This is a genomic window from Streptomyces adelaidensis, from assembly GCF_016598475.1.
In the GTDB taxonomy this organism is placed as follows: domain Bacteria; phylum Actinomycetota; class Actinomycetes; order Streptomycetales; family Streptomycetaceae; genus Streptomyces; species Streptomyces adelaidensis.
Window position 1 is genome coordinate 1 of the sequence record NZ_JAEMUX010000071.1, and the last position, 13,436, is coordinate 13,436.

Below are 13,436 nucleotides of genomic sequence, written 5' to 3' on the forward strand. Positions count from 1 at the left end.
CTGGGTTAACGCAGCGGAACAGGCGGGTCGCGACCAAGTCCGTCTTGTGCGGTCCGAGCAAGTAGGCCAAGTGCAAGCACGCCGTCATCCTCGCGGCTGGGACTCCCGGGCCATGCCATCGGCCGGCCGTTCGCCCAGCACAGGGGCGACCGCTTCCGCATACGTGTCGGAGATGTGGCTCTTGTCGCGGTAGACGACCGTGTTTCCGACCAGGAGGGCAGTTGCCTTGGCGGCGCACAGCCAGAGGGTGGGGTCGATCAGTGTGGCGCCGGACGACTTCGCCAGGCGAAGTGCACCGTGGAGCGGCCTTTGCACATCGGCGCGGTCCTCGCCGGAGCGGACCGCGGCCTGCTGGACGTCTGCACCGCCTACGCCCTGCCGATCGGCGAGGCCTTCCAGCTGCGCGACGACCTGCTCGGCGTCTTCGCGGACCCGGCGAAGACCGGCAAGTCGACACTGGACGACTTGGGGAGGGCACGGCCACCGCGCTGATGGCCCACGCGCTCAGCGATGCCGACCCCGAGCAGGCTCGGGTGCTGACCTCGGAAGCCGTTGTCTTTCCGGGCGTGATCGTTGAGTTTCCGCTGATCAGGCATGGTGTTGGTGTTGCCGAGGGAGGGTTCGGACGTTCAGTTCGTTCTCGGTGATGGGGAGGTAGCCGGTGGCGTCGGTGATGGGCTTGCTGGAGGAACGGGAGACCGCTGCCCGGGCGGCCGTGGAGGAGCTCCAGGCGGAAGCGGACCGGATCCTGACCGACCTCGGTGTGTCGGAGGCGGTGTCGGAGCGCCGGGTGATCGCTCGGGTGGAGCTGGCCGAGGCCCTGGCCGCTGGTGACGATGCGGCGGATCCGCCCCGCTTGGAGGTGCAGGTTCCGGCACCGCCGACGCACGTGGACAGGGTGCCGGGGCCGGTTCATGCCACGAGCGTCGGCTGCGCCTGCCGCGGGGAGCTGAGCGGTCTGCTCACGGCGGTGGTGCGGGCCAGGCGGCGGGCCATGAGCATGCTCGCCGAGATAGAGATGAACGCCTCGCTGGAAGCGGGCAGCGCCTCGAAGTCGCGCACCAGGCGGCGCGAGCGCATCAGCCACCCCAGACTGCGCTCCACCACCCAACGTCTCGGCAGCACCACGAACCCGGTCATGTCGTCACTGCGCTTGACGATCTGCAGGATGGGCTGGAGTTTTTCCTTCACTCAGGTCACGATGCGGCCGGTGTAGCCGCCGTCGGCCCACACCAGAGTGATCTTCCTGAACCGTGTCCGCAGCACGGGCAGCATGGCGCGGGCGGCCTCGCGGTCGGTGACATTCGCGGCGGTCACCCAGACCATCAGCAGCAGGCCGAGGCTGTCCGTGATGACGTGCCGGCGCCTTCCGTTGATCTTCTTCCCGCCGTCGTAGCCCCGTGACACGGCGGGCACCGAGGCTGCTGCCTTCACCGACTGCGAGTCGATGATTCCCGCGCTCGGCTCACGGTCGCGGCCCTCCGCGGTGCGAACTCTCCCGCGAAGCCGGTCGTGCAGTTCCCCGGCCAGGCCCTGCTTCCGCCACCTGCGGAAGAAGGCGTAGACACGGTCCCACGCCGGAAAATCGACGGGCATCGCACGCCACTTGATGCCGTTGTCGTCATCCGCGGCTGCTGGGGCAGCGACATCAGGCACCTGTACCGGGCGGTCCAGGTCATGGCCCGCTACGGGCGGATCTTCCCGTGGGCCGACCTCATCACCAGGGAGTACGGCCTCGACGAGGCGCAGGCCGCGCTGGAGGACGTCGCCGCCCAGCGTGTGGTGAAGGCGCTCATCGTGCCGTGAGCCCGTGGCAGGCGATCACCTGGGCCGGGCAGAGGCCGATCACTCTATGAGCAGTGAGTGAGCAGCATTTGACGCGTATCCACCGCAACAATCGAAAGGATCGGGAAAGCACCTAGAAATTGAATACGAGTTGACAAGCACCGGGAATGACAACGCCATTGGCCCCATGCCGCCCACCGTCCCGCCCGTGATGCCGCTGACCCAGATGCTGGCCGGGTTTCAGATCTCCCAAGCCCTGTACGTCATCGCGAAGCTGGACGTGGCGACCAGGCTCGCCGACGGTCCCAGGGACCTGGCGAGCCTGGCGAGTGAGACCGGTGCGCACGAGGAGGCCCTGGGCCGTCTCATCCGTACGCTGGCTCCGTTCGGGCTGTTCCAGGACGCCGGTGCGGGCAGGGTCGCGGTGACGCCGCTCGGCGCGTTCCTCTCCGCCACGCACCCCATGTCGCTGCGGCCGGCGGCCCTTTTCTGGATGGAGACGCACTACCTTCCGTTCGGGGGACTCCTCGACACGGTCAGAACGGGAATGCCCGCCGCCGAGACGTACTACGGGAAGCCCTTCTTCGACTGGGTGGTCGAGGAACCGGAACGCGTCGCCCTGACGAACAGCGCGATGGCCGGTGTGGTGGCCAGCGTGCGGGCCGGCATGTTCGACGACTACGTCCTGCCGGGCGGCGGTACCGTCGCGGACCTCGGCGGCGCCGACGGCACTGTCATCGCGGAACTGCTCAGCCGGAACCCGGACCAGGCCGGGATCGTCTTCGACCTGCCGGAGGTCGTGTCGGCGGCGCACGGCGTGCTCGCGGCGCGAGGCCTGACCGACCGCGTCGAGGTCCTCGGTGGCAGCTTCTTCGAGGAGGTACCGGCCGCGGACGTCTATGTGCTGGCCTACGTCCTCCACGACTGGAACGACGAGGAGAGCGGACGCATCCTCGCGGCCATCAGGAAGGCGGCTCGGCCCGGCGCCCGGCTGCTGGTGATCGAGGCCATCGTGCCGGAGGGCGACGAGCCGCACCTGGCGAAGGTGGTCGACCTGACGATGCTGGGCATGCTCAGCGGCAGGGAACGTACGGAAGCGGAGTACGAACGGCTGCTGGGTGGCGCCGGGTTCACGCTCGACCGCGTGGTGGCGACCCCTTCGCCCCTGTCCATTCTGGAGACGACTCTGCTCTGATCCGCCCCGCTCATCGAGGTCGGTATCTCTGCAGAGGCACAAGCGCGATTGCTTGTGCCTCTGGTGCGTGAGCGCGCCGTGGGCGTCGTAGGGGGAGTGCGCTTCCTGGGTGTGGGACAGCCAGGGAATCCCGGCGCGAGCGGCTTATGGTCGCCGAAACAGCGTCCACGCAACGGGAGTTGCGCCATGTCGACTGTTCTGTCCCTCGACGACTACCGCCTTCTGGGCCGCTCCGGGCTGCGCGTCTCGCCCTGGGCACCATGACCTTCGGTGAGGGAATGGGGCTGGGGGCTCCGGGCCCGACGAAGCAGCGAAGTTCTTCGACCTCTGCCTCGACCGCGGCGGCAAGTTCGTGGACACGTCGGTCAATTACACGGACGGTGCGTCGGAGAGAGCCGGGCAACCCCGACTCCGGCGGCAACCACCGGCTCAACATGATCCGGTCGGTGGAGACCACCGGTCGCCCTTCGTCGCCCTCCAGATCGAGTACAGCCTCATCCAGCGCACCGTCGAGCACGAGTTGATTTGGCCGGCCGCGAGCAAGGGGATGGGTGTGGTGCCGTGGTCGGCGCTGGGCGGCGGTGTGCTGACCGGCAAGTACAGGAGGGAAGACCTGGTCGGCGGCGATGGCGGGCGACCGCCTCCGGTTCCCGCAAGGGGGGATCGAAGCCTCCGGAAACCTGACGGAACACTTGCTCGCCGTCGCCGATGTGGTGGCCGAGATGGCCGCCGAGCTGGGCGCCGAGCTGGGCGCCGAGCCCGCTCAGGTGGCGCTCGCCCGGACGCTCACCAACCCCGCGGTCGCCTCGCCCGTCATCGGCGCCCGTACGCTCGCCCAGGCCGAGCGGAACCTCATCTGCTGGGTCGGGTCCGGGGCGTGCCCGTCGGGCGGATGCTCCAGGCGATGAACTCCCTGGTGTACCTGGACCGGGGCCTCGGTCACCTTGCCGACACCCTCGTGTGGGACCCCGACAGGGCGGTGCGGGCCATGCCCTGTGCGCCCGTCGACGAGGGCCGTGTCATGGAGCTGGTGCGGGAGACGGAGGGCGCCGAGTCCGCTGCCATCGCCCGCTTCTGGCTGGACCGGCAGCCCGAAGCGTTCACTGTCTATCGCTCGATCCGCTCCGACGACATCACCGCTTTCTCGGCATTCCTGCGTCTCAGCGGGCCGGAGGGGGAGGACGTCGATCCGGTGGTGGCCGCCGCCTGGGCTCATGCGCGCGCCGACAGCCCACTGCGAGCGGGCGAGCACATGGCCATTTCACGGTTCATGGTGGACCCGCAGGCGTACCAGCGGCCCTCGCCCTCTCTGAACCTGGTCACGTGGCGCGTGACGGCGGAAATCATCCGGGCCGACCGGCTGGCGTGGTTGTTCGTCGTGATGCGGGACGACGGATTCTGGAACGCTCACCTCGAGCCCAACATGATGGCGACGGATGCCGGACCCGTGGTCGGCGACCACGGCTACCGCCTGTTCGCCCAGGACTGGCGTACCCGGTCCGCCATGGCGTGGGTGGCGGAGCGGCACGAAGCCATGCAGGAGGGCGCGGTCGCCGTCACCTCCGCGGTCGCGCCACCGCAGGAGCGGAGGGACCAAGTCGTGCTGTCCCGAGCGGAGTTCGACACCGCCGTACGGGACGCGCTGCGTGTGCTGTGGTGGCCGGCCGAGCTGGCGGCCAACCCCCTGAGCCGCAGCCGCCTGGTCGTGGAGCACGGCCGGAGTCTCCACGCTGTTCTGCTGCTGGCCATCGACACCCTGCGGGAGGAACGCGGCGGCGAGACACGTCACCGGGTCCTCACGACCACGTACAGCAAGGCCGCCCCCACGCAGGAGGCGGCGGCCCGGCGCCTCGGGATGTCCTTCAGCACCTACCGCCGCCAGCTGACGGCCGGGGTGCGGCACGTCAAGGACGTGTTGTGGAGCATGAACTGAGCGGAGCACCGATCCGCCCCGCCCCGGGTCGTGCGTAGGCGGAAGTGGGCGCGAGTGAGCACTTGTTGAGCACTTCTTGGCGTGTTGCCGGGACATTCACCGTTGTCAGACTCCGTGCGCGGTGGGCAGCTCTGCATGGTGGGCGGCCCCGTCAACTTCCCATGACACGAAGGAATACGTGTGTCCCTGCACATTCCCCCTGTACAGGTTCCGCCGGACGGTGGTGAGCCTGTCTTCCTCGTCGGCGACACGTACACCACCCTGCTGAAGGCGGCGCAGACCGACGGCGAACTCTCCCTCGTGGAGGCGATCATGCCCGCCGACGCCGGGCCGCCTCCGCACACACACCACGGGGAGTCGGAGACGTTCATCGTCATGGACGGACAACTCGTCATCACCGCCAGGGACGAGGAGTACGAGGTCGGAGCGGGCGGCGTGGTCTACGTGCCCAAGGGCGTCCGGCACTCTTTCAGGAACCTGAGCCGGACCAAGCCCGCGCGCATCTACTTCCTGTACGCCCCGGGCGGCATGGACGCGATGTTCACCGAGATAGGCACTCCGGGTGTACGCGGACAGGCGGGCCCTCCGCTCGACGAGGTCGATGTGAAGGCCATGGCCGCTGTCGCCGACAAGTACGGATTCACCTTCGACTGACGCGGACGCGGTGATTCGTGGGCCGGTACCCCTCGGCGCCGGAGAGGCGGCGCCGAGGGGTACCGGTGTGTCATCGGACGGCTCAGCCGGTCACCGGCTGCAGTTTGGCGCGGAAGTGCCGCAGAATCGGGGACTGCTCCACGATCCGGTAGCCGTGCGCGGAGTCCGCTTCCTTGGCGATCCGTTCCAGGGTGCGGCCGACATGGTCGTAGTGACTGCGCGTGTAGACCCGGCGGGGGAGCGCCAGCCGGACCAGTTCGTACGGCGCGCTCTTGATGGGGTTGCCGTCCTCGTCCTCCTCACCGAGATAGAGGGAGCCGAGCTCGGCCGACCGTATGCCGCCCTCCAGATAGAGCCGGCAGGCGAGGGCGTGGCCCGGGTAGTGGTGGGCCGGTATGTGGGGGAACAGGCGTCCGGCGTTGAGGTACAGGGCGTGCAGCCCCGGGGGTTCGAGGATGTCGACGCCCGCCGCGCGGACGCGGTCGGCGAGATGGGAGGCGACGTCGGCCCGCTCGGCGAGGTACGCGGGCTCGGTCACCTCCAGCAGGCCGGTGGCCATCATGTCGAGGTCGCGTCCCGCGAGACCGCCGTAGGTGGCGAAGCCCTCGGTGGCGATGAGGAGCCGTTCGCACTTCTCGGCGAGTTCCGGGTCGTTGAGCCCGATGAACCCGCCGATGTGGACGATGCCGTCCTTCTTGGCGCTCATGACGCAGCCGTCGGCCAGGCGGAACGCCTCTTCGGCGACCTGGCGCGGGGTGTGGCCGCTGTAGGCGGCTTCGTGGCGGGTCACCAGCCAGGCGTTCTCGGCGAACCTGGCGGCGTCCAGGATCATCGGGACACCGTGGCTGCGGCAGAGTTCGGAGGTCTGCCGCAGGTTCTCCATGGAGACGGGCTGGCCGCCGCCGCCGTTGTTGGTGATCGTCATGACCACCACACGGACGCGGGAGCCGTCCGGTCCTTCGAGGGTGCGCCGCAGCGCGTCCAGGTCGATGTTCCCCTTGAAGGGCAGCTTGCTGTCCAGGTCCCGGGCCTCGGCACAGGGAAGGTCATGTGCCTGACATCCGGAGAGTTCCACGTTCGCCCGGGTGGTGTCGAAGTGGGTGTTGGCCAGGACGATGCCGCCGGGTTCGAGGAGCGTCGTGAACAGGATGCGTTCCGCTGCCCTGCCCTGATGGGCCGGCAGGATGTGCGCGTAGCCGGTCAGCTCCGTCACCGTCTCGTGGAAACGGTAGAAGGAGCGCGAGCCGGCGTAGGACTCGTCGCCCTCCATGCCCGCGGCGAGCTGCGCGGCGGAGATGGCGCCGGTGCCCGAATCGCTCAGCAGATCGATGGTCACCTCCTCGGCGCGCAGGTCGAAGAGGTTGTAGTGCACCCGTCGCAGCGCTGCTTCACGCTGCTCCCGAGTGGTGAGGGCGATGGGCTCGACGACTTTGATGCGGTAGGGCTCCACGCTGATCCTTGCTCCTGACGTTCTGTGTGCTTAGTTCATGGCTGTTGCGTCGACGACTGGTTCGGGCTGTCCGGTGGCGGACACCCCCTGCGGCGACAGCGGGACGGCCGGCAGCCGGACCTCGTAGGCCTCCGACGAGATGTACGCGGTCACCCGGGGCGAGCGGCCCTGTTCGTGGGCCAGTGCCAGGTACGCGATGAGCCCCACGCCGTCCTCCGGCCGGCGCGAGGTGACGGCGGCGAACGACCGGTCGAGGACGGCGGCGTCCAGGCCGTGGCCGCCGAGGACGGCTCTCGCCCGCCCGAGCGCCTCGCCGTCGTCCCGGGCGTAGTCCCTGACCGGGACGTGCAGGGTGAAGCCGGTGGGTCCGCCGGTCGTCCGGGTGAAGGAGTGACAGGAGAGGACGGGCCGCCGGTCGAACCTCGCCGCCGGCGGGGCCCCGAGGTCTCCCGTCCCGTCGTCGAATCCGCCCACCGTGCGGAGGAACTCCTCCAACGTCTCGCCGTCCGGGCCGGATTCCATCCGGCACAGACCGCCCGCGGCTGTCGCGGGCAGCCCGTGATGAGTGGCGTAGATCTTCACCCGGGGTGCTTCCCAGTCGCCCAGGTCGAGCGCGAGGAACGGGTATCCGTCGGCCGGCGGCAGGGTGTCGAAGGCGTGCCGGTGGCCGAGCCGGTCCAGCGCCTCCCGTACCGTCTCGGCGGCACGCGCGGGGCCGGACGCCGACGGATTCAAGTACACCTTGGCCTTGGGAACGCCGCCGGGGAGTAACTCCAGCGCGATCCACAACGCCAGCGGACCCTCGGGCTCGGAAGGGAAGAACAGGTCCTCCAGAGCGTCGAGCCGATCCATGGCGAAGCCCCAGCGCCGCGCCATCGACCGGACCACGCCCAGCCCGGCACGGCCGTTCTCCCGCAGACCGCCGGCACCGCACCCCGGGTCCAGCAGCACCCGCGTCGTCGGCGGGGCGCCCGGCCTGAAGGAGAGCGAGTACTCCACCGGCGTGGAGTCGTCGGACAGGAAACTTCGATAGGGGGGCGGCAGGTCCAGCGGCCGTTCGGCCACCGCTCCCAGTGAGTCGGTCAGTACGTCCGCGTACGTCTCGGCGTCCGTTCGTGCGAGGCCGGACACCTGGCACAGCCGCAGTAATTGGCCCGTCACGAGCCCGCCGAGCGTCTGATCCGTCCGGGTACTCCCGGCGCCGGTCCCGAAGAGGCTCACCACTGCTCCCGCCGCCGCTCGGAACGCGGGTGCGGGTCCCCGCTCAGGAGCCCTGCCCCGTGGGCGCCGCCGACGCGAGGGGACACAGAAAGATACCCGCCGGCCTGGGCGGGTATCTCGTGGTGCGGCGACCGGTGGCGGGTCACGCCTCCGTGGGCCTCTGTGTTCCGTAACGCGGTGTGCCGTCGGTGGCGGAGGGGTAGGGCCGGATGTCGAACAGAAGCGGCGTCGGTGGATATGTGGTCCACGACACCTCCCTTTGTCTACTGGTCACCACGAATGCCGCCGCGTTACTACCCCTTTGGTTGAAAGCTCATGCAGCGATTCGTATTACCGGGTGTCGTGTACGTCACCCCTTCAACCAGGACAGGAAGGAGCCCCACACCCCCGCCCGCTCCGACTTCCGTCCCGCCGCGGCCTGGTCGCCGGGTGCGGAGCCCTCCGTCGCGCGCGGCGGGTTCGGCCGCTGCACGACCTGCGGGGTGAAGCGGCAGGGCAGCGCGGCCAGCGCGCGGTGGAACGGGCCGGGACGCCAGGTCAGGCTGTCCTCCGGCACCGCGAGTTCGATGTCGTGCAGCCGGTTGAGCAGGTTCTCGATGGCCACCATCGTGACCAGCCGGGCGAGTTCCTTGGACGGGCAGGCGTGCGGACCGGCGCTCCAGGACAAGTGGGCTCGCCTGCCGCCCGTCTGGTGCGCCGCGAGCGCCGGGTCGGTGTTGGCCGCCGTCATGCTGACCAGGACCAGATCACCGGCCCTGAGCTTCGTCCCGCCGAAGTCCATGTCGGCCGCGGGGTAGTGCGGCGCGAAGTTGGCCATGGGCGGGTTCTCCCACAGCGTGTCGTCGATGGCCTCCTCGATCAGGCCGCCTTCGGCGTACCGGTCGTGGATGAACAGCCGGTGCAGCGTGTTGCCGATGAGGTTGCGCAGCGGTTCGGCGCCCGCGCCCAGGAGCAGGATCAGCTGGTGGACCATTTCCTCGTCGGTCAGCCGCGCCTCGTGCCCCATCAGGTACGAGGCGACGTCGTCGCCCGGCGTGGCCCGCTTGAGCGCCACCAGTTCGAACACGGCCTGGCCCAGCACCGCGTTCGCCTTCTCGGCGTTGACACCCTCGAAGACTCCGGAGATGCCGAAGACGACCCGGTCACCGATGTCCGCCGGGCAGCCGAAGAGCTCGTTGAACACCAGCAGCGGCAGCTGCTTGACGTAGTCGTTCATCAGGTCGACCGAGCCGCGGGAGGCCACCTGGGCTATCAGGTAGTCGGAGGCCCGCTTGGTCATGTCGCTCAGCCGACGGGAATCCACCCGGGCCAGGCTGTCGGTGACCGCCTGGCGCAGCCGGGCGTGCTCGGCGCCGTCGGTGAACATGCAGTTGGGCCGGTACCCCAGCATCGGCACGACCGGGCTGTCCGGGCCGATCTTTCCCTCGGCGACGTCCCGCCAACGGCGGGCGTCCTTACGGAAGTTGCCGGGGTCCTGGAGCAGCTGTAGTGCCGTCGCGTGGTCCGTGACGAGGGTCGCGTCCACGCCGGGCGCTATCTCGACCGGTGCGGTCGGCCCGTAGTGACGCATGTGCGCGTAGTACGCCTGCGGATCGGCCGCGTACTCCGGCCCGTACAACGGGACCCGCAGTCCGCTGTCATGGGCAGGACAGCCGGGCGGCGGTGCGGGGAAGGTGGATTCTGGGGTCATGTCTGCGCTGCTCCTAACGGGCGCGGTCCATCAAGTAGCGGACGAGAGTGATCAGTGCTTCGGCCGACGACCGCTCGTCACGCGCGTCGCAGGTGACGATGGGGGTGTCGTCGAGCAGATCCAGCGCTTCGCGCAGCGCCCTCTTGTCACGGGACGACGTACCGTCGAAGTGGTTGATGGCGATCGCGTAGTCGAGTCCGTACTGCTCGATCAGGTCGATCACGGCGAACGAGTCCGCCAGCCGCTCGGGGTCGACCAGCACCAGCGCCCCGAGGGCGCCACGTGCCATGTCCTCCCACATCTGTACGAAGCGCTGCTGGCCGGGCGTACCGAAGAGATACAGCACGACGCGTTCGCTGACGGTCAGCCGCCCGAAGTCCATGGCGACCGTGGTGGTGGTCTTGCCCTGGACGCCCTTGAGGTCGTCGACCACCTCCCCCGCCTGGGTCATCGTCTCCTCGGTGGTGAGCGGAGAGATCTCGGAGATCGACCCGATGAACGTGGTCTTGCCCACCGCGAAGTGCCCGACGACCAGGATCTTCACGGCGGTCTGCGTCTCTCCGCCAGGAACGTACGCCCGCTCATCCAAACTTGGACTGGAGACCATGGAGCACCTCCTCAAGAAGCTGCAGGTTGGCGACGGGCGCACGCGCCACCGGCGGGCGGGAGACGAGATAGCCGGCCTCGGAGAGGGCGGCCAGCAGGATCTTCACCACCCCGATCGGCAGCTGGGTGTGCCCGGCGATCTCGGCGACGGAGAGATAGCCGCCGACGCACATCCGCAGCAGGTTCTGTTCCTCGGGGGAGAGGCGGGCAGGCCGCTGCTGCTCGTCGGCCGTCGCCGTGACCAGCGTGATCAGGGAGAACTGGCTCTCGCGGGGGAGGCTGCGGCCGTTGGTGATGACATACGGCCGTACTAATTCGGTGGCTTCGAGGTCCTGCTTGTCGGCATCGTTCATGGCCCTACCACGCTGCTTTCCCGAGGCGGAGTTGTCATGACCTTGCCTAGCTGGCCGACAAGCTGCTGCATCCGGAAGGTGATGTCGGCCATATCGACGTCGCAGGAGGCCGACACCGCGAGATAGGCACCCGCACCGGCCGAGATCAGGAAGATCCAGCCGCCGTCGAACTCGACCAGCGTCTGCTGCCACCGCAGCTCCGAGGTGGAACAGAAGAACGCCAGCGACCGGCTCAACGACTGCATGCCGCTCATCGCGGCGGCGGCCTTGTCCGCGTCGTCCTTGCCCACGTCCTTCGAACGGGCCCTCAGCAGCCCGTCGGAGGAGACCAGGACCGCGTGGCGAGCACCGGGGATCTCCAAGGCGCTGTCAAGCATCCATGAAAGATCGTTGTTCATTGGACCTCGTGCCCTTCGCTGCTTGCGTCACGGGTACTGCTCGGCCGCTCCGCCGCCTCCGGATGCGTCGCGCGGCCCGCGTCCGTGCCCTGCTTGAAGGCGGCCATGAGCGCTGCCGTCTCCTCGCTGCGCCGCTTCGGGGTCCCCGAGGCGGCGGACGGGCCCGTCGAGACCAGGGCCATCGGCCGCTTGCGGCGCCGCTTGGGCAGACCGTCATCGGTCGTGGCCACGGGCAGCGAGGGCTCGGGCTCGTTCTCGTACGCCGAGGGGCCCGCGTCGACCTGCGCCGGCACGTCCCTCGGCGGCGCCGGGTCCACGGACGCCGTCGGCTGCTTGGGCTCCGGCATGCTGGTGAGCAGTTCGTCGGGCAGCAGCACGACCGCCCGCACACCTCCGTACGGGGAGGTGGAGTCCACGGACACCGTGAAGCCGAACCGCTCGCAGAGCACACCGATCACCGCGAAGCCGAACTGCGGCGGGTTGCCCAGCCCCGAGACGCCCGTGGCCCGCTCGCTCGTCAGGAGCTTCTCGGCCCTCGCCTTCTCCTCCTCGTTCATACCGACACCGGCGTCGTCGACGACGATGCAGACGCCCTTGGGCACGGTACGGACGTTGATCTCGACCACGGTGTCCGGGCTGGAGTAGCTGGTCGCGTTGTCGAGCAGCTCGGCCAGTGCCAGCGCCACCGGTTCGACGGCCCGGCTGGTGACACCGAAGTCGACCTTCGACAGGATCTGCGCCCGCTGGAAGTGGCGGATCCTGCCCTGGGCGCTGCGGACCACGTCGTACACCGAGGCCACGTCGCGGTGCCGGCCGAGCCAGCCCTCGCACAGCACGGCGATGGACTGGGCACGCCGGCCGAACTGCGCGTTCATGTGGTCGATCTCCAGAAGGTCCTGGAGCATGACCGAGTCACCGTACTTGCGCTGCAGCCCGGAGATGATGCGCTGCTGCTCGGCGGCGAGCCCCTGCAGTGTCCGCATGGCGGACTTCAGGGCCGTCCGCGTCTCTCCCTCGGCTTCCCGCTGGGCCGTGTGGACGGACTCCGAGTATTGGCTCTCCAACTCACCGTAGTGATTTCTGAGCCCTGCGATCTCCTGTCGTAATTTCCGCGCCGTCCCTCGCTGACGAACAGTGAGAGCGACGGCGACAAGGGTTACGACAAGGAGTGCCCAGAGCGCCGGATTTTGTATGTATTGCGTCATGAGACCCTCTTCAGGCGGCCGAAAGCCAGCTACTGAATTCCCGTCAATGCACACAGACCGAAGGCCAGCCATTTCGGGGTTGCCGCTCAGGCTTCCCCCAATGGCGAAGGATGCTCCTTTTGCACCCATCCGTCCGTTCGGTAAGTGCGGTGATCGTATCATCGCTCCGGCTGATGACGGGTCGTCAACCTGGGGGTCTCTTGCGAAGGTTGAATAGGGTGGAAGCCCCTGGCCGCGCCTATATAGGAGTGAGGAACCGGTGCGTGCCGATATCCGCCCCGCGCCCTGGTCGGCGGCGGGTCGCAGTGTTTGTGGATGGTCCATGGTGGTTCCGTCCGGCCTGCGCCGAAGGCGGCCGCGAGAATGGCGGGAAGGTCCGCCTCGGGGGCCGCGGCGCGCATCTGTGTCAGGACATGAGTAAAACCGTCGTCATTGATGACGCCACGTACTTCTGGCGCAATTGGTGAATGGAGTCGACGAGTTCGGGTCGCGGTCGCATCCGGTCGCATCCGGTCGCGGGAGGTGTGGATCTCCTCCGCGACCTGGTCCATGAACCAGTGCATGACCTCGTAGGGGACGTCCAGGTGCCGCCCATGAGGGTTGAAGCACACCGTGGGCTCCCGTGCCGGGGCCTCGTCGGGTCGCCGGTCGTAGATCCGGCGGGTGTTGGCGATTCGACCTATCGCGCGGTGGGCCTTCGGGGCGCCATGATGGGCGTTGCGCGGAATCCAGGGGGGAGATCGCTATGGGGGAGAGCCACGGACCGGACCCGGCACCAGGGTCGGGGAACTCGGTTGACTGGCCGAGGGGTGCCGGCCGAGGGGTGCCGGCCGAGGGGTGGTGGTGTCGGCGGTGCGCGGCCGTGCGGAGCCGAAGTGCGTGACCCCGGAGGTCACCACGGGCGCGAGCACGGGTGGCGGGGTGGTTCCTAGGCGTGCCGCCGGAT

General features: G+C 68.8%; 16 protein-coding genes and 1 pseudogene. 8 read left to right on the plus strand and 9 right to left on the minus strand.

The genetic code is table 11. The features are described 5' to 3' along the window. Positions 1-84: 84 nt before the first annotated feature. Positions 85-315 carry an SGNH hydrolase domain-containing protein gene (locus tag I8N67_RS43145; protein ID WP_307835419.1) on the minus strand — a complete coding sequence of 77 codons (231 nt, stop codon included), beginning with the start codon at positions 313-315 and terminating at the stop codon, positions 85-87. Here I8N67_RS43145 and I8N67_RS43150 point away from each other — a divergent pair. Both I8N67_RS43150 and I8N67_RS44715 read left to right on the plus strand, forming a co-directional pair. Further along, positions 310-492, plus strand: a complete 183-nt coding sequence (locus I8N67_RS43150) for a polyprenyl synthetase family protein (RefSeq protein ID WP_372443835.1) — start codon at positions 310-312, stop codon at positions 490-492. The genes I8N67_RS43145 and I8N67_RS43150 overlap by 6 nt on opposite strands. Positions 493-661: 169 nt before the next feature. Continuing rightward, positions 662-1,216, plus strand: coding sequence for a hypothetical protein (locus tag I8N67_RS44715; RefSeq protein WP_372443836.1), 555 nt, complete (start codon positions 662-664; stop codon positions 1,214-1,216). Here the strand turns inward: I8N67_RS44715 and I8N67_RS43160 are convergent. After that, positions 1,192-1,656, minus strand: a complete 465-nt coding sequence (locus I8N67_RS43160; RefSeq protein WP_307835420.1) for a transposase — start codon at positions 1,654-1,656, stop codon at positions 1,192-1,194. The genes I8N67_RS44715 and I8N67_RS43160 overlap by 25 nt on opposite strands. Positions 1,657-1,677: 21 nt before the next feature. Here I8N67_RS43160 and I8N67_RS44010 point away from each other — a divergent pair, with 21 nt between their 5' ends. From I8N67_RS44010 to I8N67_RS31045, 6 genes and pseudogenes are all read left to right on the plus strand, one after another. Further along, a complete protein-coding gene (locus I8N67_RS44010) occupies positions 1,678-1,806 on the plus strand; it encodes a hypothetical protein (protein WP_267912852.1) in 129 nt (42 codons plus the stop codon). Positions 1,807-1,972: 166 nt separating this feature from the next. Further along, on the plus strand, positions 1,973-2,980 hold the full coding sequence (locus I8N67_RS31035) for a methyltransferase (protein WP_200307563.1): 1,008 nt from the start codon (positions 1,973-1,975) through the stop codon (positions 2,978-2,980). 352 nt (positions 2,981-3,332) lie between these two features. Further along, positions 3,333-3,542 (plus strand): annotated as a pseudogene (locus tag I8N67_RS44720) (hypothetical protein); the annotation flags it as partial. A 130-nt stretch (positions 3,543-3,672) separates the two neighbouring features. Continuing rightward, a complete protein-coding gene (locus tag I8N67_RS43165) occupies positions 3,673-3,888 on the plus strand; it encodes an aldo/keto reductase (RefSeq protein ID WP_234046584.1) in 216 nt (71 codons plus the stop codon). After that, positions 3,885-4,913: a hypothetical protein gene (locus tag I8N67_RS31040; RefSeq protein ID WP_234046585.1), complete on the plus strand. Its 1,029-nt coding sequence runs from the start codon at positions 3,885-3,887 to the stop codon at positions 4,911-4,913. Before I8N67_RS43165 ends, I8N67_RS31040 begins: the two co-directional genes overlap by 4 nt. Positions 4,914-5,093: 180 nt before the next feature. Continuing rightward, on the plus strand, positions 5,094-5,567 hold the full coding sequence (locus I8N67_RS31045) for a cupin domain-containing protein (RefSeq protein ID WP_200307565.1): 474 nt from the start codon (positions 5,094-5,096) through the stop codon (positions 5,565-5,567). A gap of 82 nt (positions 5,568-5,649) precedes the next feature. On the opposite strand, the gene I8N67_RS43170 is transcribed toward I8N67_RS31045, so the two are convergent. The 7 genes from I8N67_RS43170 to I8N67_RS31075 all read right to left on the minus strand — a co-directional run bounded on the left by I8N67_RS43170 (position 5,650) and on the right by I8N67_RS31075 (position 12,490). Next, entirely contained in the window at positions 5,650-7,017 is a 1,368-nt protein-coding gene (locus tag I8N67_RS43170) for a tryptophanase (protein WP_307835421.1), read from the minus strand. A gap of 30 nt (positions 7,018-7,047) precedes the next feature. Next, positions 7,048-8,238, minus strand: a complete 1,191-nt coding sequence (locus tag I8N67_RS43175) for a tryptophan dimethylallyltransferase family protein (RefSeq protein ID WP_307835422.1) — start codon at positions 8,236-8,238, stop codon at positions 7,048-7,050. A 349-nt stretch (positions 8,239-8,587) separates the two neighbouring features. Continuing rightward, positions 8,588-9,928 (minus strand): cytochrome P450, encoded by a 1,341-nt coding sequence (locus tag I8N67_RS31055; RefSeq protein ID WP_200307566.1) that lies wholly within the window; start codon positions 9,926-9,928, stop codon positions 8,588-8,590. Positions 9,929-9,941: 13 nt separating this feature from the next. After that, a complete protein-coding gene (locus tag I8N67_RS31060) occupies positions 9,942-10,535 on the minus strand; it encodes a GTP-binding protein (protein WP_200307567.1) in 594 nt (197 codons plus the stop codon). Next, entirely contained in the window at positions 10,510-10,887 is a 378-nt protein-coding gene (locus tag I8N67_RS31065) for a DUF742 domain-containing protein (RefSeq protein ID WP_200307568.1), read from the minus strand. Before I8N67_RS31065 ends, I8N67_RS31060 begins: the two co-directional genes overlap by 26 nt. After that, positions 10,884-11,285: a roadblock/LC7 domain-containing protein gene (locus I8N67_RS31070; protein WP_200307569.1), complete on the minus strand. Its 402-nt coding sequence runs from the start codon at positions 11,283-11,285 to the stop codon at positions 10,884-10,886. Before I8N67_RS31070 ends, I8N67_RS31065 begins: the two co-directional genes overlap by 4 nt. Then, a complete protein-coding gene (locus tag I8N67_RS31075; protein WP_200307570.1) occupies positions 11,282-12,490 on the minus strand; it encodes a sensor histidine kinase in 1,209 nt (402 codons plus the stop codon). Before I8N67_RS31075 ends, I8N67_RS31070 begins: the two co-directional genes overlap by 4 nt. Between the last annotated feature and the right edge of the window lie 946 nt (positions 12,491-13,436).